General features: G+C 62.9%; 14 protein-coding genes. 5 read left to right on the top strand and 9 right to left on the bottom strand.

Annotation, left to right across the window (positions count from 1 at the left end; translation table 11 throughout):
• Positions 1-69 precede the first annotated feature (69 nt).
• Entirely contained in the window at positions 70-1,245 is a 1,176-nt protein-coding gene (locus tag ACZ5KW_RS00315; protein WP_343778962.1) for a M24 family metallopeptidase, read from the bottom strand.
• A 508-nt stretch (positions 1,246-1,753) separates the two neighbouring features.
• On the opposite strand from ACZ5KW_RS00315, the gene ACZ5KW_RS00310 reads away from it, so the two are divergent.
• The 3 genes from ACZ5KW_RS00310 to ACZ5KW_RS00300 all read left to right on the top strand — a co-directional run bounded on the left by ACZ5KW_RS00310 (position 1,754) and on the right by ACZ5KW_RS00300 (position 4,687).
• On the top strand, positions 1,754-2,515 hold the full coding sequence (locus tag ACZ5KW_RS00310; RefSeq protein WP_343778914.1) for an IclR family transcriptional regulator: 762 nt from the start codon (positions 1,754-1,756) through the stop codon (positions 2,513-2,515).
• A gap of 831 nt (positions 2,516-3,346) precedes the next feature.
• Positions 3,347-3,622 (top strand): hypothetical protein, encoded by a 276-nt coding sequence (locus tag ACZ5KW_RS00305; protein WP_343778916.1) that lies wholly within the window; start codon positions 3,347-3,349, stop codon positions 3,620-3,622.
• A gap of 3 nt (positions 3,623-3,625) precedes the next feature.
• Positions 3,626-4,687: a DUF4350 domain-containing protein gene (locus ACZ5KW_RS00300; RefSeq protein ID WP_343778918.1), complete on the top strand. Its 1,062-nt coding sequence runs from the start codon at positions 3,626-3,628 to the stop codon at positions 4,685-4,687.
• Positions 4,688-4,710: 23 nt separating this feature from the next.
• On the opposite strand, the gene ACZ5KW_RS00295 is transcribed toward ACZ5KW_RS00300, so the two are convergent.
• Complete coding sequence (locus tag ACZ5KW_RS00295) at positions 4,711-5,808, bottom strand: DUF1616 domain-containing protein (protein WP_343778920.1); 1,098 nt, start codon at positions 5,806-5,808, stop codon at positions 4,711-4,713.
• The gene (locus tag ACZ5KW_RS00290) at positions 5,801-7,402 is read right to left on the bottom strand and encodes a hypothetical protein (RefSeq protein ID WP_343778922.1); all 1,602 of its coding nucleotides are present in this window, start codon (positions 7,400-7,402) and stop codon (positions 5,801-5,803) included. The genes ACZ5KW_RS00295 and ACZ5KW_RS00290 overlap by 8 nt, the downstream gene beginning before the upstream one ends.
• 654 nt (positions 7,403-8,056) lie before the next feature.
• On the opposite strand from ACZ5KW_RS00290, the gene ACZ5KW_RS00285 reads away from it, so the two are divergent.
• Positions 8,057-9,013: a DUF7982 domain-containing protein gene (locus ACZ5KW_RS00285; RefSeq protein WP_343778924.1), complete on the top strand. Its 957-nt coding sequence runs from the start codon at positions 8,057-8,059 to the stop codon at positions 9,011-9,013.
• Between the two features lie 59 nt (positions 9,014-9,072).
• Here ACZ5KW_RS00285 and ACZ5KW_RS00280 read toward each other — a convergent pair whose 3' ends face one another.
• The 5 genes from ACZ5KW_RS00280 to ACZ5KW_RS00260 all read right to left on the bottom strand — a co-directional run bounded on the left by ACZ5KW_RS00280 (position 9,073) and on the right by ACZ5KW_RS00260 (position 16,165).
• Positions 9,073-10,221 carry a winged helix-turn-helix transcriptional regulator gene (locus ACZ5KW_RS00280; RefSeq protein WP_343778926.1) on the bottom strand — a complete coding sequence of 383 codons (1,149 nt, stop codon included), beginning with the start codon at positions 10,219-10,221 and terminating at the stop codon, positions 9,073-9,075.
• Positions 10,222-10,499: 278 nt separating this feature from the next.
• On the bottom strand, positions 10,500-11,723 hold the full coding sequence (locus ACZ5KW_RS00275; RefSeq protein ID WP_343778928.1) for an ABC transporter permease: 1,224 nt from the start codon (positions 11,721-11,723) through the stop codon (positions 10,500-10,502).
• The gene (locus tag ACZ5KW_RS00270; RefSeq protein ID WP_343778930.1) at positions 11,724-12,959 is read right to left on the bottom strand and encodes an ABC transporter permease; all 1,236 of its coding nucleotides are present in this window, start codon (positions 12,957-12,959) and stop codon (positions 11,724-11,726) included.
• Positions 12,952-13,536, bottom strand: coding sequence for an ABC transporter ATP-binding protein (locus ACZ5KW_RS00265; RefSeq protein WP_464388558.1), 585 nt, complete (start codon positions 13,534-13,536; stop codon positions 12,952-12,954). The genes ACZ5KW_RS00270 and ACZ5KW_RS00265 overlap by 8 nt, the downstream gene beginning before the upstream one ends.
• 328 nt (positions 13,537-13,864) lie before the next feature.
• Positions 13,865-16,165, bottom strand: a complete 2,301-nt coding sequence (locus tag ACZ5KW_RS00260) for a PGF-pre-PGF domain-containing protein (protein WP_343778933.1) — start codon at positions 16,163-16,165, stop codon at positions 13,865-13,867.
• Between the two features lie 162 nt (positions 16,166-16,327).
• Between ACZ5KW_RS00260 and ACZ5KW_RS00255 the strand changes: the two genes are divergently transcribed.
• Positions 16,328-17,269, top strand: a complete 942-nt coding sequence (locus ACZ5KW_RS00255; RefSeq protein ID WP_343778935.1) for a hypothetical protein — start codon at positions 16,328-16,330, stop codon at positions 17,267-17,269.
• Positions 17,270-17,351: 82 nt separating this feature from the next.
• Here the strand turns inward: ACZ5KW_RS00255 and ACZ5KW_RS00250 are convergent, their stop codons facing one another.
• On the bottom strand, positions 17,352-18,530 hold the full coding sequence (locus ACZ5KW_RS00250; protein ID WP_343778937.1) for a glycosyltransferase family 4 protein: 1,179 nt from the start codon (positions 18,528-18,530) through the stop codon (positions 17,352-17,354).
• Positions 18,531-18,745: the final 215 nt, after the last annotated feature.

Here is an 18,745-nt window from a genome sequence, read left to right as displayed (position 1 = left end):
AGACTCCCCCCGGAACCTTCGCTCGCGGATGGACACCCACCGGGAGGACCCGGCGGACCGACAGGGGACTCACCAAGTGACGATGTTCGATTCCAGGTCCCGGCCCCAGTAGTTGAGCAGTTCGGTGCCTGAATCGGTCACGACGACGGGGTCGGAGTGGCGAAACCCGCCCAGGTCCTCGACGTATATCCCCGGTTCGACGGTGAAGACGTGGCCCGGTTCCATCGTCGCCTCGCTCCCGCGGTCGACGTAGGGGGGCTCGTGGGTCACCATCCCCAGGCCGTGGCCGACGTGGTGGAAAGCCAGGTCCTCGACGCCTTGTTCGACCATGTAGTCCCAGACCGCCTGAGCGACGGTGCTGTATTCGACGCCCGGGCCCGCGGTCCTGATGGCGGTGGTCTGGGCTTCGAGCATCACCTCGAAGTAGTGGCGTTGCTCGTCGTCGGGGTCGCCGACAAACATCGTCCGCTCGATCTCCGAGAGGTAGCCGTCGACGTCCGCCTCGGCAGCGGTGATGATCGTATCGCCCTCCCGGAGCTTCTGGTTGGCCGGGTATGGGTGGGGTTCGGCCGTCTGTTCGCCGCTGTGCATCCCCGTGTGGGTCGGACCCTCGAAGTAGATCCCCGTCCTCGGCACATACCGGGTCCCCAGCGTGTCGAACATCGCCCGCGAGGCCTCCATCGACGCCCGCTGGCTGACTGTGCCTTGTCTTGCCCCTGGTTTTATCTTGTCGGCGAGGTACCGGTGGGCGAGGTGTGCCCACTTCGAAGCCTCCCGCATGACGGCGAGTTCGGCGTCGGACTTCTCCCTGCGTAGCCAATCGATCCAGGACTGCCCCTCCACGTCGACGAAATCCGAGAGCGCCGGTCCTTGGTAGCCCATCACGCCGGGCGCGCCGTCCATATCGGCGGCCACCCGCTCGACGCCGAGGTCCTCGAGCATCACGACCGCCGTGGCGATGGGGTCGCCGCCAGGGTAGTCGAAGTAGTGGTACGCCTCGTCGATCAGGGGGTTGTCCCGGACACGGATGTGCTCTAGTTTCGGGACGGTGATCCTGACCTCGTCGGCGGTGACCGCGAGCACGACCGGGCGCTCGGTCTGAGCGTGGTAGAAGTGCGTGAGGTACTCGATGCTGCGGGCGCCGAACCAGACGCCGGCGTCCGCGTCGGTTTCACCGATCCAATCGCGAACCGCGGACAGGCGACGCTCGAACTCCGATCGTGGGAGTGAGGGACTGGCTTGCATTGTCGACACCGTCCTCTCCAAGAGGAGCAGGAAAAACGTTGGTACACGGCTGAGGCTCCAACCTGCCCCACAGGCGACGGGACAGGCGCGACCGCAGTCAGCGACGAGCCCCCCTGACCCCCGGTCGTCGACACCCCGAGCAGAATCTCGATGGCCCGCGCAACACCGTTTGGTTTCACCAAACAAATTAGGGAGAACCGGTCGGAGACGAGATGTCCGTGAGTCCGGGTCTTACGGTGACCTGCCGCTCCGGGAGTCCCGGGCGACCCGACCGCTTCGTTCCCCGGGCACAGCGCTTGGGGAATCTCAGAAAGGATACGTTTGGTATCGTAAAATTTTCATGTTGCTGTTTGACACACCTCCATATCGGCCACAGAGTTCCCAGATATAGGTTCTGCCTGCCGAACTGGGATCTGAAAGCTCAACGTATCTCGGGTCGATCACCCAAATCTGTTACACCAGGCGAAACAATTTTTATATAGCAATATACTAGAATGTGTAACGTAGTATGAAAAAATCAAAAAACACCGTCCGTTCCAGCGAAAAGACGCTACGGATCCTGGAGGCGATCCACGAACTGGAAGGCGGTGGGGTGACCGAGATTGCCGACCACCTCGGGATGAGCAAGGCGACGGCTCACCACCACCTGAGTACGCTTGAGGACAACGAGTACATCATCAAAGACGGTTCGACCTACCGGTCGGGACTTCGATTGCTGGAGATGGGGGAACAGTCACGGCGACAGACCGGCGTGTTCGACATCGCGAAAGGCGAGATCGACAGCCTAGCCAACAATACGGGGGAGTTGGCCAACCTAATGATCGAAGAACACGGCCGGGGGGTCTACGTCTACATCGCTGCAGGGGAAGAGGCCGTCCACCTCGACACCAAGGTGGGGACGCGGCAGTACCTTCACACCTCCGCGCTTGGGAAGTCGATCCTCGCCCACATGCCCAAGGAGCGCTTCGAGGAGGTGATCGACAGACACGGCCTCCCCACAAAGACGCCAAACACCGTCACCGACAAGGACACCCTCGAGGGCGAACTCGAGGAGATTCGCAACCGGGGCGTGGCCTTCGACGGCGAGGAGCGGGCCGAGGGGATCAGGTGCGTCGCCGCTCCGATCACCGACAACGCTGGCAAGTTAATCGGGGCCGTCAGTGTCTCCGGGCCCTCGACCCGGATGAAGGGCGACCGGTTCCGCGAGGAGATCCCCGAGATGGTCCAAGACACGGCCACCGTCATCGGGATCAACGTCTCCTACTCGTAGCGGGGTTTGCCCTCGCAAAACGCCGTCGGGCTCGACGGCGACACCGATCGCCCGCCGCCTGTCTCGGAACCCCGTGCCGTAGAGGGAACTCGGGGAATCCGCGTAGTGAGTACCTCCGACGGCACCGGCGATGGGGGCCCCTAGGCCGCCGGATTTCGTCAAGCCAAATTTCTTGATGCGGTTCACACGACCGGGGACCCGGCACTCCACCCGGATCCGACGACAACCCGCGTTCCTTACAATTTAGGGAGCGTATCACGATCGCGTTAAGTTAAGCAAAAACGCAAGACAGCAAGAGTATTCCACGGCTTCGAGAAAACCAATTTATATACTCAAGACAGGTAGTTACTCCGGGAGAAACAAGATCTCAGTTCTCCTCCCCGTTGATCGTCAGAACACGATCAGCTACAACATTCTAGAACACTTCAGCAAAATCGCATGACAGCAGCCATTTTGATACTAAATTAACGCGACCCGTATCACAGGATTCTTGTCACACCGTTGGCCGCTCACTCCACCGGTCCCGAGACCGGCAATCCCCTATTGGGCCGGTCCGGATTCACTCAATATTCATCTATTCACGTTGTTCTCAGTCGGCGTCATCTCGATCACGGCGTATTACTGGGTCGTAGATCTGGTCCGTCACGCGCGGGCCGGCACATAACCCCGGAGTTCAACGCTGGAGCAACAGACAGAACACATACTTGAGTTGGTATACGTAAACATCATGCCACTGTTTGCGGTGGTCGTACTCATCGCGCGAATCAAACAGCGGTGTTCGATTTTGCGTAAACCGAAGCTACATATTTGCGTACACTCTGGGGCACGATAATGAGTGTCGCACGGCAGTATCAGTTCGTGTCGGGCGTGCTCGCGTGGACGCTTGCCGGACTCTTCGTGCTCGTCGCAACGGGGTGGCTCACGTACGAGCTGTTTTTCGTTGTCTCGCTCATCGGCGTGCTCATCGTCGTCGAGTTTACCTCGCCGATCCACGTCCGGCCGCCGTGGCGCAAGCGGGTTCGCTGGCTGATTCTCGTCGGAATCGCCGGGTTTCTCGTCGTGCTCGCGAGACGGACGGCCGCCGTGTTGCCGGCGGAGGTGATCTAACCGATGCGCGTGCGTGAGTACAAGTTGACGTATCCGCGGGTGGTGTTCGCCGCGGTTCTCCTCGTCACGCTGACGACGTTGGCCGTCGGGGTCGGAACCTCGGCGACGGCCTACGGGCCGTACAACTACGACTGGGACGGGACGAGCGATGTTCGCTCGGTCGCCGCGGACGCCGGTGCCGACGTCGAGATCGTGCGTTCTCCGGCAGGATATCGGGAGGCGAACGCCGAGAGCGCAACCGCATTCGTTCTCGAACCGACAGAGAGGTACTCTGACGCGGAGTCAGAGGCGGTGGCGTCGTTCCTCGACCGTGGCGGGACAGTCGTCGTCGCGGCCGAGGGCAACGGCGAGGCGAATCGACTGCTCGCGGCGCTCGGCGTCGAGTCGCGGTTCGACGGCCGACCGCTCCGAGACGAGCAGCGGTTCTACCGGAGTCCCGCGTTGCCGATCGGGACGCCCGTCCGCGAGACCTCCACCACGCGTAACGTCTCGGGAGTGACGCTCAATCACGGGACGACGGTGAACGCGTCGACGACCGGGACTGTGCTCGTGAACAGCTCCGCGTTCTCGTACCTCGACGCGAACGGCAACGATGAGCTCGACCCGGTGGAGCCGATTCGGGAGCGTCCGATAGTCGTCCGCGAGGACGTCGACGACGGCAGCGTGATCCTCGTCAGCGACGCGAGCGTCTTCATCAACGGGATGCTCGACCGGACGGACAACCGGCGGTTCGCAGCGAACCTCCTCGGCTCGTCGGATGCTCTGCTCGTCGACCAGCAGCGCAGGCCCGCGATTCCCGACGGGATCGCTTTCGTTTTGACGACCGCCGACTCGCCGCCTCGCCTGTTTGTAATCTCGACGTCGCTCATCGCCGTACTCGGCGTCGCATGGTGGAGAGTGACGACCGGCAACGATCGAGAAGAACCTGATCCGACCACTGCCGAACTGTACTCGGGGGGCACGGTCGAGGAAGCGATCGACGAGCGACAGCCGGACTGGGACGCCGAGCGGGTTGAACGCGTTGCGGGGGAGATCAAGACGGACGAGTCCGGACAGAATAGCTAGCGTGACAATGGCTCACTCGAACGCTACGACTGCTCAGCGCTGTCCGAGACAGTGATCCACAGGTGGGTTTCCCGGTAGGCCTCGTCTGTCGTCGGCGCCGACGGCGGGTCACCTTTGAACAGCATGAACGAGAGCCGTAGTCGTTCGCCGGACATCTCCGGGGTCACGTTCAGTTGGCTCTCCCACGTTTCCTCATCCGCCAGGGTGAGCCGCTGCCGAGACAACTCGACGCGGTCGTGAACCTGTGTCGAGTTGTTCACGACCGTAGCGTCTTGTAGCTCGACGACGAGCGAATACTCGACACTTTGGTGTTCGTAGTTACCGACGCCGACGACGAGCGACTTCGACTCACCGCTCACGAACTCGGTCGGGTAGTTGTCGGCGACCAACTCCCCGTCGTCCTGTTCTGTGACGAGATAGAGCTCGGTGAACGCATCTGCCTCCTTCGGCACGGCGATTGCGTATCCAGCACTCGTCACCGCCAGAAGTAGCGCTACGACAGTGACAACGGTTAGTAGCCGGTCCAAGTTGGACTCATGCCCAGAGAAGACGCCGGCGACCGACCGACTCCACTGACGATACGGCACCGAGAACCGTTCGTTCGCAGGAATCTGAATCCGACGGTACGCCGCGAAGCCGGACGCCGCGAGGGTTACCCCCGAAACCGAGATCAGGACCGGGGCCAGCCGAATCCCAAACGGGGTGAGATTCAACACTAGTCCGATGAGCGGCACGACCGCGATGCTCACGCCGAACGACAGCGCGGCTCGCTCAACGTACGTGAGTCCGGGGCGGACGGCCCGCTCGGACCCGTCCGTCTCCTCGCCGGCCTCGCCGTCGCTCACACCTGCTTCCGGGAACAGGACCGCGACGATTGCGTAGCCGGGAATGAACAGCACGAACGGAACGGTGAGTACGGAGCGGAGCCCCGTCGATCGGACCCCGGGAAGAGCGACGGCAGCGCACGTAAGTATTGTGACCAGAGTGATCGCGGTCAGGTCCCCCGGGAGCGAGACTTTTGAACCCGAAGCGCCGTCGACGTTGTCGTCGTCAGTCCTGCTGGCTCCGTCCGCGTCCGGCTCGGTGTCGTCGTCTCCGGTAATGGGGTCTCCGTTAGTCATGGGTATCCTCCGGTCGCTCGGGGCCCGGTGACGCGTCCGTGTTCGTCCCGGACTCGTCGCCATCGGTAACGAGGGGGACGGCGACGACCGCTGGGTCGGTCGAGGTCGGTTGGACCGCATCAGTTGGTAGGCCACCCGAGGAATCGCCATCGCGTCGGTATCGGTAGACCGTGAGTCCCCCGACGAGGATCGTAACGAGACCGACGGCTAAAGCGAGCGTGAGCGTTCGGGCGTCGATCAGAGCGCCTTCCCCGGGCGGCGTGAGCGCGGCGCTGACGGCCGCGGAGCTCAGGCTCGTGTCGCCGCCATTAAATTCGGCCCGAACCGATACTGCGCTCGATGCGTTCGTCGCGTTCGACAGTTCGACGGTCGCCTGATAGTTCCCGTCGGCGGCCGTCTGGACGGTCGAACGCCGTTCACCGTCGACCGACACGACGACCGCCTCCCCGCCAATGCCGGTCTCCGCGTCGGTCACCAGTCGGCCGGCGACGTTCACGACACCCTTGCTCCGGACCGCGGACAGCGTCAGCCGTGTCGGCGTCTCTTCGATCGTCAGTTCGGCGTCTTCGCTCACCGGTACCAGCGCAGTACCGGCGCGGCCGACGGAGACGGACAGCGTTCGCGTTCCTGCGGAGACGTTCGCCGGTAGTCGAGTGTCGAATCGATAGGTCCCGGTGTCGTCGGTCCGCGTCTCGGCCAACGCTCGCTCGCCGACCCGGAGGGAGACTGACGCGTTCGGAACGGGAACTCCGTCGACCGTGACCCCTCCGGCGGCGGTGACCGACGATCCGGCGCTCGCACGGACAGACGAAGACTCTATCGAGAGTGACGGCGTCGACTGCGTAATCCTCGTCGAGACGGTAGTCTGTGACGGGAGGTACAGTGCCGCATCACCGGGCGCGTAAGTGAGCGAGACTTGGGCCGGCCCCTCGTTCGCTGTGACGGGGCGATACGGCAGCACGAAGGTCCCGTCCGGTTCGATCGTGGTCGTGACGGTCTTCCCGTTCACACGGAACGAGACGTTTCCGCTCGGCGGGTCGGTTCCGGCCGCAGTCAGGCGACCGGTGAGACGAATCGGATCGGCGAACGACCCGCTGGGGCTGGCCTCGGCGGTCACTTCCGTCGCCGTGTACGTCGATTCAACGCGCGCCGCCGTTTGTCGCGTTCTGTCAGCTGTCGTGGCCGAGACGATACCGTTCGCAGTCTCGACCGAACCGTCCGTCGTCTCGCGCAGTTCCTCATACCGTGGGACGAGCGACCGTTCGATCCGACGGAGGTCGCCCGTGATGTTCTGTAAGTCGCGTGCGCGTCGCTGCGCGCGCTCGCGATCATCTGCTTCGACGGCACTCTCGTAGTCGGTTGCGACGCTCCGGTACGCCGAGAGCCGCTCGGCGTATCGCCCCTGTAACGCTGCTGTCTCTGCGAAGAGCGCCTGCCGCTGTTCGACGCGCTCGAGGTCGGCAGTGACCGCCGTCCGATACACTTCCATGTACAGCGCTAATTGCCGGTCGTATCCGGCCGCCAACAACTGCTGTGCGGCATCGTACTCTCCCGCCTCGATGCTGTCTGCGCTCTCCGACAGTCGATCGGTCAAGCCAGCGGAGAGACGTCGCTCAAGCGCCGACGGGTTTCCGGACTCTCTCTCCCTGTCCAAGCGCTCGTGCCGGATCTCGGTCGCATTCGGCCGGGGTCCCTCGGTCTGTGCTTCTGTCCGATCGATCTTAGCTCCCGTATCCGCCGTTCCGGCCGTTACGCCGACGACCGCCACAGCGAGTACGACACAACAGATGGCGAGGAGACGGCGGACGAGAGAGCGTGGCACACAGCACCGGTATCGATGTGTATTCTTATACTTTATCGTGTTTGGAGCGTGTTTAGTGAATGTTTAGTGTGTGGTATGTTCCATCAGTGTGTATACAACGTGATTTTGACGTATTTTCAGCAAAATAAGTACAAAATAGGACATTCTGTTATCCACACCAGTAGCTTCAATTAGCGACAGACACGTCCGTGCGCTAATGGAACCGCCACAACCGCAGGACAGCCTTCGTACTAAGCGTGATGGGCGTTCGACGGCTACAAACCGCTGGCCAGTGCCGAAAGATAGCCTGCTGGCCGACGGTCGAAACCCGCTAGCGAGTTACCGACGTATCGGGAGGAGAGCGTCGATGTCCGCCGTAACGCCGGCGGAAGCACTTGGCGTCCAGGAGACCGACGTGATGGCAGTCGAGCGTACCACGGAGTAGAGATGAGCGCACCCAATGCGAACAACGACGATGCGGAGGCAGTAGAACAGCTTAATCGAGGCGGTGATCCGACGACAACGCTACGATCAGCGAATACTGAAGAAACAAGAAAAGACGGACACGTACCGAGTGGTTCCACGGACGAAGCAGACTCGTTTAACGCCTCCGAGCGGATTACAGAGTTAGAAACGCTCGTCGACGTGCTAAAGGCAGAGAACGAGCGGTTACGAACGGATTACGCTCGGGCTCGCGCAGTTACTTACCGGGAAACCGCGTTGGCACTCGCAGTAATCGGCCTCGTAGCGGTGCTCGGAGGCGTGGCTCTTCCAGACGTCCGTGCGGTGTTGTTTGTCACTGGGGCCATCGGGCTGTTCGGCGGGACAATGACGTGGTACCTGACTCCTGAGCGGGTCGTACCAATCAGCGTGAGCGAGAGCGTATACGACGGCGCGATGACGACGCTAACCGATCTCAAAAGCGAACTCGGACTACAGCCAGTGACCGTGTACGTCCCCGTCGGTGATCAAACGCGAGGATTCATTCCGCGGGATAGCAGCTTCGAGACGCCAGAGAGCTTGTCGCACGTGTTCCCAGACGATGCGAGCGGATCAGAGGGGATAACCTTTACACCCACCGGCCAGCAGATGACGCGAGAGGTTGACGAAATTCGGACGACGCAGGCACCTGAGACAACGCTTGGCGCGGTCGAACAGGTCGCTGATTCACTCGTGGAACACTTCGAAGTGGCCGATCAGATAACGGTCGAGAAGAGCACAGTCGCTAGGGAAGTCATCATTTCTGTCGACGAGCCCGCCTTTGGTCCGCTGTCACGGCTTGACCATCCAATTGTCTCGGCGCTTGCGTGTGCTGCCGCACAAAGCGTGAATTCGCCGGTTACCGTCGACTCAATCGAAGACACGAAGGTTACACTGTCGGCAGGCGCAGAAACAAAAAAGTGAATCGAGAACGGCACTGTGCCGTCGTGGCTGATAAGGCGTGAAGGTAGCACAGGTTCAACTCAGTTCATCAGGCCTTCGAGTATCTCTAGTTCTTCGTCTTCTGTGATCTGATCAGAGTTCATACAGGCGTGAACGACTTTATGTAGTAGATCAGTATCACCGAGTGGAGGTTCCTCGTCGGCTTCACTCGAGTTGTCTAACTCCTGTTCCATAGTCGCCAGCTGCTGGGCGAGCTCATCTAACTGGTGTGACATCGCCTCGACCGTGTCACCCGACTCGGCCGCCATGCTGTCCGTAGTACCGTCTTGGTCGCTAGGCTCCGGATCCGAGGGGGCCGGACCGTCCACAACGCCGTCATTAGTGGTGTTGTGCGGATTCCGGGGAGCCGAGTCACTGACGCTAGGGTCGGCACTCGCGCTTGGCGCACCGTCGGTGACGACTTCTTTTCCGGCGTTTTGTGCGGCTACTGAATCGCCACCGTTGGCCGGACTCACGGAATCGCCAACGGTCAACTGCTCGTCAAACAGTTTGTCGACGAACGACCCGCGATCTGCCCAGTCAAATCCCGAGATAGCGTTGACACGGTTCGATACTGTGGCGCGGGAAATACTGAGCATATCCGCGATCTGGTCCTGCGTCGCGGTCGGCTCGTAGAAGATCGCTCGGAGCGTCTCGCGTTCCTTCTGCGTGAGGTCTTCGGGATCGGGAGTCGTGTCGTCGGCCGAGGAGACCGTATCGGTATCGTCAGCAGTCACCTCCTCCGCGTCGTTGTGTAGTTCAGGCTTTGATTCGGCTACTGAGCCGGCCGGCTCGGCGTCCGTGTCCGAGTCCATTGGTGGAGTATCGTCGGGCATATCGGTCAGCGATGACTCGTCAGGTTCTTGCTCAGCCGGAGGTTCTAGGTCGTCAGTCTGGTTAGTCTGCTCAGGTTCGGGATGGTCCTCGGGATCGTCCGTGGAATCAAGACTCTCATCCTCCATCGAAGCCGAGGTCGGTGACTCCGGCTGTGAGTCGTCTGCGTCCGAGTCGTCGGACGCCGCGGGGTCGCCGTACCGATCGAGGACGCGGTCGACATGGTCGGCTGAGGCGCTCGGAATTTCCTCGGCTATCTCCGCGAGTGACGCCCCTGGGTTCTCGGCGGCGGTTTCTAATATCCGTTTCTGTCGGATCGACTTGGGCTGAATTGAGGTGGATTCTGATTTGCTCATAATGTACTCCGTCTTGTTTCACTTCACAGTCATGAATTTCATACCAGATGTATAACTCTTTTTTCGTAACACTATAGACAGTATTCACAATATAAGGTATTAAGGAAGTATTACTATAAGACACATCAATATACCCGGTTAAGATTGAGTTATGGACACGATACAAGCTTATAACTAAAATATTTAAATAAGTTAGTTTGTTGATTCGGTAGAATGACTTATTGTTAACACTTTCAGCGACATGGAGTTGCGATTCCGTCCGATAGTAATAATTTGCCTCATCTATCAAGAACCGCCAGCGGCTCCGTGCCAGCCGTCCGCCAGCCTGCTAAAATAGCGGTGAGGACGCCCGCGAAGAGAGCAGTGAGAGAGCCTACAGCGAGTATCCATGGTGAGATACGAACTAACGTGTTGAACCCGAACAGGGACGCCGCGATGCTGTTCAGCAGTGTCGCGAACGGCACTGTGATCGCGATGCCCCCGACCGCCCCAAATATGCCGTAATAAACGCCCTGTGTGGCAATCACGCCGGCGACAACTTCGCGGGAGAGGCCGACGGCCCGGAGGGCGGCTATCGTGGTCTGCTCTTGGGCGACGAGCAGGGATAGCAGATTAGCAGAGAGCGCGACGCCGGCGACCACCGCAACCACGGTAAGGACGACACCGGCAGCAACGACCAAGATTCGGTTACCGATGATACTCTCTAGCTGTTCTGCGTTCGTCCGGACCGTATATTCCGGATACTCGGCCTGTACCGTCCGCTTGATATCGGCGGCATCGGTGTCGTCGGCGACATCGATCGTAAGCATCGACGCGCGATCGGTGTGTGCGTTTCCGGTCATCGCCTGTAACTCGGCGAGCGGCAACGCGGCGGTGTCGGCGCCGAGAAAGCGTGAGAACGTCGGCGATGTCCCGACAACGGTGTACCGCGTTTGCCTCGCGTCGCTGGTCGTGCCGCCGACATAAACTGTCTCACCGACAGCGACGCCGAGGGTAGACCGAATCCCGTCGCCGAGGACGATCTTTTGCGACGCAGTCCCGTTGTACCCGCCGTCGTTGTAGAATCCGTTGTCCCGACCGAACCCGTCGCCACCCCGTACCTGAAACCCCGCACTGGAGGTTGCGCCGACGCCAACGACCGTCCGAAGGGAGTTCGGCGAAGCGCCGACGTAGATCGTCTGAAACAGCAACGGCGACGCGGTCTCAATCCCCGGCGACGACGCGAGTCGCCGACTGGTTGCGTGCGCGTCGACGATTCCGCCTTGGAACCCACCAACGGTCCCGGGAGCAATGCGCAGCGGGCCCCCCGAGACCCAGAGATCACGGTCTGCCGACTCGAACTTCTGTTGGCCGGTCTCGACGACGCCGACGCCGAGGCTCCCGAGCATCGTCACGGCCACCACCGCGAGCGACACAGCGCAGACCGCGAGCACCGTCCGGGCTCGATCACGCCGGACGCGGACCGCAGCAAGCCCGATGACCGCGCGGAAACGGTCGAACATCTATGCGCTCAACCCCGCTTTCGCCGTCTCCCTGCTGGTCAGCCACAGCACGTACGGACCGGTTATGACGACGACACCGGCGGACACGACGAGTCCGGCGAGCGCAACCTCCGGACTGAAGACGGCCACGGTCGTCTCGTCGACGTACCGATCGACGCCGGCGTTCGCTACGGCGATAGCGATCCGCCCGAGCCCGATTCCTGTCAGGCCCCCAGCTAGGGCGACGAGACCGGTCCGGACGAGGACGACGATAGCCCTGCTGGAGGCGCTGAATCCGAGGGCCGATAGCGTTGCCCAGAGCCGTCGGTCGCGACGAATTTCCAGCCCGGTGGTGGTGGCGACGAACAGCGAGCCGACGACAAGAGAGACGACGAAGCCGGCGCCGCCGACGGCGAGCGCGAGGTCGCCGTCGGTGCCGACGCCGGAGGCTGACGACCGCGCGACGACCTCGGTCCGGTCGTACAAGGTCTCGAGATCGTCCCGGACGGCAGGTGACTCGGCTGCGACGACCAGTTGATCCGCGGTGTCCCGTCCCGTGTCACCCGTCGCTGTCTGGAGCTCTGAGAGGTGAACGAGTGCGACCGGGACGCTGTCGAAGGCCGGCGTACTGGCCACACTGACGTTGGTCACTGTCATTCGTGCCGTCTCCCGACCGGCGCCGCTGGGGCTTTCCAACAGCACTCGTTCACCCACTGTTGTGCCGAGGAGATCGGCAGTCCCGGTCGAAACGACCATCTCGTTCGTCTTCGGGCCACCGTACGTCCCGTTTGCGTAGTGCGGGTCTCCGGGCGTCAGCGGTTCGGAACTGAGCCCACCGGCCCGCAGACCCGGATGCGCAACGACGCCGAACACGAGGACGTGCTCCGTCGTGTTCCCGTGAGTCAGCTCCGCGAGTGTGACTGCGACGGGCGACGCGTACCGGACGTCGTCGCGCTCACCGAGTCGGGCGCCCACCTCGTGAACACCCCCCAGTTGCGGTCCGCCGACAGACACCGGTAAGGTGGCGCTGGATTCGGATTCGGGGACGATCCGGTAGTCCGCGTTCGATCCGACGGCCGCATCCCCTGTCGCGAGGCCGATACCGATCCCGGCGACGAGGACGAACAGCCCGACAGCGAGCGCGACGCCGAGGATGGAGTACGCGATACGACGCGGTGCGGTGTGGCGGAGTCGCTGAATTACCATTGCCACCCCGAGCTCGACGCCCCCACGGAGGCGGGCGGATCGCTCACCCATCGGTTCGACCTCCGTCCCGCAGCGTGATCACCTTGTCCGCAATGTCGAGTGCCTTGCGGTCGTGCGACGCGAGGACGATCGCCGTGTCCCGGGCGGCCGCCTCGGTGAATAACGAGAGGATCCGGTCGCCCGTCGCGGTGTCGAGCTCGCCGGTGGGCTCATCGGCGACGAGCAGCGAGGGCTCCGTGATCAGGGCTCTGGCGACGGCGACGCGCTGTTGTTCGCCGCCGCTGAGCTGGCGCGGCGTGTGCGTCGTGCGGGACGCAAGCCCGACGCTGTCGAGCAATCGTTCGGCGTGCTCGCGTCGCTCTCGCTTCGGGACGCCCAGTTCGACGAGTGGCAGCGCGACGTTCGCCCGCGCCGACAACGACGGAAACAGGTGGAACCGCTGAAAGACGATGCCGACGTCCTCGAGACGAAGCCGGGTTCGCTCCCGTCGAGAGAGGTCGGCGGTGTCCGCACCGCACACCGACACCGTACCGTGGGTCGGGACGTCGAGCGCCGCGAGGAGGTGGAGGAGGGTTGATTTCCCGCTGCCGCTCGGCCCCTCGATACCGACGACCTCACCGCGGGACACGGATAACGACACGTCCTCAACCGCTGTCGTTGCCGGCCGCTCACCGTCGTCGCGAAGCCGGTCAACCAGTCGCGCCCCGCCGGTGCCTCGATACGTGCGCGTGACGTGTTCGCACCGAATGACCGATTCGGCCGTCGTCTCTTGTGACATAGTTACCGAACGCCTCGACACCGTTCCATCCGGAGGTGTTTCGCCGCAAGACGTGTGAGGTGCGTGATTGTCCCGGCGTTTGTCCACTGTGTGTCGCGTGACTGGCGTCGTGAGAGCGCAGGATCTCTCCGAGAGCGTCCGATCCGCCAGCCCCGTCGACCAGAGAGAGCGGCGCGGATCATACGCCTCCGTACCGACGGTAATACGCGATCCCGACGACGGCGATGACTGCCAGCACAGCGAGGAGAATGGCTCCCCGGCCGCCGAGATCGATACCCGCCTCCTCGGTGGCGGGCGCGTCGTCGTTCGACTCCGCAGTAGTGGTGTTCTCATCGTCGTTCGAGGGAGCGGTCTCGTTCGGGGGATCGGCCGAGCCCGACGGCTCCTGATCGGCCTCGGGGACGCTCACCGTGACGCTCCCGACAGTCGCCTTCTCGATGCTGACGTTGTACGTCCCAGCCGTCGCGCCGAACGAGTGTGTGAATCGAAGCGTCCGCCGCTCACCGGCGGGGACCCGGACCGTTCGGTTGTCCACGGATCGGTTGTCTACAAGGAGGGCCTCGGTGAAATTCCCCGGGCCCGTTCCGTGATTCGTTACCGTCGCGTTTACCGCGACCGATTCGTTGGCGAGGACCGCAGTCCGGTTGAGCGACGTCTCGTTGAGTTCGAACCGCGGCCGCGCCGATCCGCTCTCGGCGATGGCGTACACCGACAGGCCCGGGGAGTCACCCACAAAGTGGTAGCCGTGTCTGGTCTCCTCGGCGAACCGGGTCGGGAGTTCGGTCCAGCCGTCGGCTTCGAGCCGGAAGAGTGCGACAGCGTCAGGGTCGATGCCTGCCTCGTCGAGCCGGCGCTCGCTCACGAGGAACGCGTAACTCGCGTTCGAGACGCTGTCAGCTGGCATCGAGTGGTCGATGACGACGTAGCCGATCTGCTTGTCTGCGGAAACTGGCGGAACGCCCGCCTGGTCCGGCGTCGACACCGAGAGGTCGCCCTCGAGATCGCGAGTGAAGTTCGCCGTCACTCCGGTGACGACGTACCCGCTCTCGGCCAACTGGGAATCGTGGACGGGGATCGTCAGCCGGACCGGTTCGCCGGGCGTCGTCCCCGCGAGCGTCACCTCGACTGAATCTCGGGTCCGGGTTACCCTCGATCCGAACGCCGCGTTTTCGAGCTCGGGGCGGTCGTTGGAGACAGAGAAGCCGCCCCCCGAGTCGGACGCGACAGTGAGGGTTCCCGTCGCCGTCCGCAGGTCCGCCGTCCGATTGCCGTCGGTCGTGACCACCCAGCGGTACGAGCCCGCGGTCCAGTTGCCGCGCGTCGGGACCTGGACGGTCGTCTCGCCAGAGACGTTGCGTTCGGCGACGACCGACGCGTCGAGCCGGGTCCCGTCGCCGATAACCGTCGTTTTCGGCCCCTCAACGGCCGATTCGTTCCGGTTCACGAGGAAGTCGACGAGTTCACTCGCCGTCGTCTGCGAGAGCCGGCCGTCGCCGTATGTGATCCCCGTGACCGTCACCGGTCCCTCGACGGCCGTGTGGCCGTTGATCTCGTCGATAGAGTGCCCGACCGTCACGTTCGGCGGACCTGTCGATGCGGAGAATCGCTCGGTGACCGTCACGGCGGTCCGCGAGTTCACCCACGTCGGTTCGTGGTAGAGGGCGACTGAGACGTTCGTCTCGTTGGTCGCCGGGGCCACGGTCACGCTCGCGTTCGTCCCCGGGTCGACACGGGTCGACACGTCAGTGACAGTTGCTGCCTCACGCTCGACGATTGCTGTGTCGACGCCGACAACGGTTCCAGGGCCCTCGACAGAGAGGTCGCCGGCAGTCGCGGAGAAGTTGCCGCCCGTCGTGAGGAACACGACGTAATTCCCGGGGCGGTCGAACTGGACAGTGGCATCGATGCGACCGTCGGAATCGACGGTGCCTGAATCGGTGACGGCGTACGTCGCGTCGAGCCGATCCGAGTCAGGGTCGATGAGCGACCGGACCTCGTCGAGCGATCCGAACACCGGGCTCGGGGAATCGCTCGCAGAGGCGTTCACCCGTGCGATGACGAGTTGTGCGTCTTCGCCGGCGAATGCGCTCGTTCCGGCGCCGGTGACACTCTCGAACGACGCGTTAACGGTTCCCGGTTGATACATCGCGGTCGCCGTTCGGCGGGCGTCGAGCTGTCCCGTGTTCTCCGGCGTGTAGTCGACGGTTACCGCCCCGGTTGGAATCATCGTCGCGGCGTCGGTGTCGTCAATCCGGAACGGAAGGGGCGCCCGGTCCCAGACGGAGACGTTGTCGGTGACGTTGACGGTCGACACTGAGGCGGCGGCCACGCCCGGCCCAGTAGCGGCTGGCGGCCCCATGTCTGCGTCGGCGTCGACGGCGGCACCCCCGCTGGCTGCGACCGGTCCGGCGACCAGCGACAGACACAGCAGCGCGACGAAGACGGACAGCCGTCCGCGTCGGGGCGCGGTCGCACTCATTACCTCGACGGTCTCTTGTCACTGTCATATGTTTTATGCCTGAACTTCACAAAAACCGACCGTGAGCAGTTTCGATGCGGCCCGCGCGACCGGTTGCGGCCGCTCCGATAGACGGGTTCCCGTCATAAGTCAGCGGGCATGCCGAGAAGGAACCTACAGACAATGTACCGGACGCTACTGATCGGCTTCGTGATCGCCTGTCTCGTTATTGCCGGGGCAGGGAGCGCGGCGGACCACGCCGTGACGGTCGACGGGGCGATGGAGATTCCCGAGCGAACCATAAGCGTCGGCGGGGAGTCGTATCAGGTATCGTCGCTCATACGAGTGCCGCGCGGCGAAGTGCTGCGAGCACGGACGAACGGCGACGAGACGGGGTATCGGGTGTATCTCCACGACGCCCGCGGCAGCGTCGTCGACCAGCGGTACGTCGCGCCGTCAGCCGACGGGACGGTCGCCTTCGACACCTCGACGTACGATCCCGGCAGCTACGTGCTGTCATTGTACCACGACGGGACTTACTACGATCCACAACCGGTCGTGATCCCTGCGTACGACGTCAGCGTCGACACTCCCGGACCCGGTCGCGACGGCGACGAGATCAGCACCATCTCAGTCGACCTGACGGAGCGTGAACCCGGGCACACCGTCCAAGGGGTGACGGTCGTCGTTTCGAACGCATCGGCGACGCGGCGGTACCCAGCGTCACGTGTCGACGGCGAGTACGTCGTTTCGGCCGACGAGATACGGCTCGCACCGGGGACGTACTCGGTGTACGCGGTGGCCGGGAACGGGAACGACGCTCCGGGACCGACGAACGAGCTTATCGGGATTTCGGACAGCTCACAGATCGACCTGACGGAGGATACAGCAGGGGCTGAAGAGAACGCCTCCGCCGACGGCGGCGAAGAAAACGAACGGGTGAACGCTACTACGTCTTCGAACGCGACGCCACCCGGTCAGTCGGAGACGACGGTTATCAGCCCGAATCACTCGGCAAACGGAACGATCAAAGAGACATCTACTGACGACGAGGCCGGCGGCACGCCGTTCGCGCTCTTGTCGCTGGGGGTAATTATTGGGTATGTTGCGGTCCGAAGACCCTAAAAAGGGAGTGAGCGCCTCGCATTTCAGGCGCCGACAGTTCTGAACAAGCGGCCAGCGGATGTAAGCGGTACGTGGAGCGTGCTTACGTCGGCGTCGTCGCGTCCGAGATCGGCTCGGCCGTCGCTGACTCGCTGTCGATCACCCGTTGATAGATCGTCTCCGCCTGCGACGCGACCGCATCCCAATCGAACCGTTGCGCGCGGTTAACAGGGTCGGCGGGGGGGCTGTCGTCGTCGAGCGAACTCTCGAGCGTCGCGGCGAGCGCGTCCGCGTTTGGCGGCGTCAGAAACCCGGCGTCACCGATCACTTCGTCGGCTGCCGAGTCGGGGTGGTCGGCAGCGATGACCGAACAGTCAGCGGCCATCGCCTCCGCGAACGTGAGCCCGAACCCTTCGCGTGTGCTCGGAGAGGCGAACACGTCCGCCGCGCGCATGTGGCCCAGGACATCTTCGTACTCGTCGAGAAAGCCGAGGAACTCCACGGCGTCCGCGTTCGACAGCGACTCGCACTGGGATTCGAGCCGCTCTTTCTCGGGTCCGTCGCCGATGATCCCGAGGGAGAGATCGCGTCCCGCACAGACCCGGTCGAACGCCTCCAACAGGAGGTCGACATTCTTGTGTTCGATGAGCCGGCCGGCGAACAGCACGTCGTACCCCGCGTCGGGGCGCGGCGCCGTCCGTATCTGCTCGGTGTCGATGCCGTTCGGGACGACGGCGACGTCGTCGTAGCCTGGGCCGATCTCCGCGAGCCGGTCGGCCGTGATCCCCGAGATAGCGACCGGGTGCTGCGGGGTCCGTGCGGTCACGCGCTCGCTTACTTTGCCGAAGACGGCCAGCGAGCCGAGGTACTCCTCCCAGTAGTCCCCCCAGACCTCGTGCCAGGTTGTGACGAGGGGCGTTTCCGTGCCGAGGGCTGCGAGTTTGGTCGAGAGCACGGGAAAGTACGGGAAGACGCTAGCAACGACGATATCGTGTTCGCCGTTGCGAAGCCGCCGTCGGAGCGAGGGGAGTGCCCGCGCGGCGAAGTCGAGCGCCTCCGTGATCGACCGCTTGTCATCGCTGTACAGGTCCGCCTCGGGAGCGACCGCACGGAGCGTCATGCCGTTGTTCATGATCTCAGGTGGTCCGTCCCAGAAGTGGCGTCCGTAGACCGTCACGTCGTGGCCCCAGGCCGCGAGCCGCGACCCGATCTCGTGGATCCGCTTTTCAGCGCCGCCGGTGACGTACGGATACACGACGTTGGAGACGAAGGCGATATGCATCGACTCCGAGAGCGTGAGTCAGCCATTATGAACTTTCGTTTGTATGAAAAGATTTGCTCTCTGATCACCTGACGATCTGTGTAAACGCGGACCGTCGAACCGAACGTACGAGTCCGAACGCGACGGGCAACCGGATATCACCGTATCTTCTCCTGTATTTCAGTGAATTCCCACTCTTGTTCGCGGATACAGCAGTTGTAATTCCACTTTTACCA

The organism is Halorubrum ejinorense, assembly GCF_055389685.1.
Note: the sequence above shows the minus strand (reverse complement) of the source record. Positions and strands in the feature narration are given on the sequence as shown.

Excerpts from the sequence above, each read along its gene's own strand:
- ACZ5KW_RS00315 (WP_343778962.1), bottom strand. The coding sequence starts at position 1,245 with ATGCAAGCCAGTCCCTCACTCCCACGATCGGAGTTCGAGCGTCGCCTG.
- ACZ5KW_RS00310 (WP_343778914.1), top strand. The coding sequence starts at position 1,754 with ATGAAAAAATCAAAAAACACCGTCCGTTCCAGCGAAAAGACGCTACGG.
- ACZ5KW_RS00305 (WP_343778916.1), top strand. The coding sequence starts at position 3,347 with ATGAGTGTCGCACGGCAGTATCAGTTCGTGTCGGGCGTGCTCGCGTGG.
- ACZ5KW_RS00300 (WP_343778918.1), top strand. The coding sequence starts at position 3,626 with ATGCGCGTGCGTGAGTACAAGTTGACGTATCCGCGGGTGGTGTTCGCC.
- ACZ5KW_RS00295 (WP_343778920.1), bottom strand. The coding sequence starts at position 5,808 with ATGACTAACGGAGACCCCATTACCGGAGACGACGACACCGAGCCGGAC.
- ACZ5KW_RS00285 (WP_343778924.1), top strand. The coding sequence starts at position 8,057 with ATGAGCGCACCCAATGCGAACAACGACGATGCGGAGGCAGTAGAACAG.
- ACZ5KW_RS00280 (WP_343778926.1), bottom strand. The coding sequence starts at position 10,221 with ATGAGCAAATCAGAATCCACCTCAATTCAGCCCAAGTCGATCCGACAG.
- ACZ5KW_RS00275 (WP_343778928.1), bottom strand. The coding sequence starts at position 11,723 with ATGTTCGACCGTTTCCGCGCGGTCATCGGGCTTGCTGCGGTCCGCGTC.
- ACZ5KW_RS00270 (WP_343778930.1), bottom strand. The coding sequence starts at position 12,959 with ATGGGTGAGCGATCCGCCCGCCTCCGTGGGGGCGTCGAGCTCGGGGTG.
- ACZ5KW_RS00260 (WP_343778933.1), bottom strand. The coding sequence starts at position 16,165 with ATGAGTGCGACCGCGCCCCGACGCGGACGGCTGTCCGTCTTCGTCGCG.
- ACZ5KW_RS00255 (WP_343778935.1), top strand. The coding sequence starts at position 16,328 with ATGTACCGGACGCTACTGATCGGCTTCGTGATCGCCTGTCTCGTTATT.
- ACZ5KW_RS00250 (WP_343778937.1), bottom strand. The coding sequence starts at position 18,530 with ATGCATATCGCCTTCGTCTCCAACGTCGTGTATCCGTACGTCACCGGC.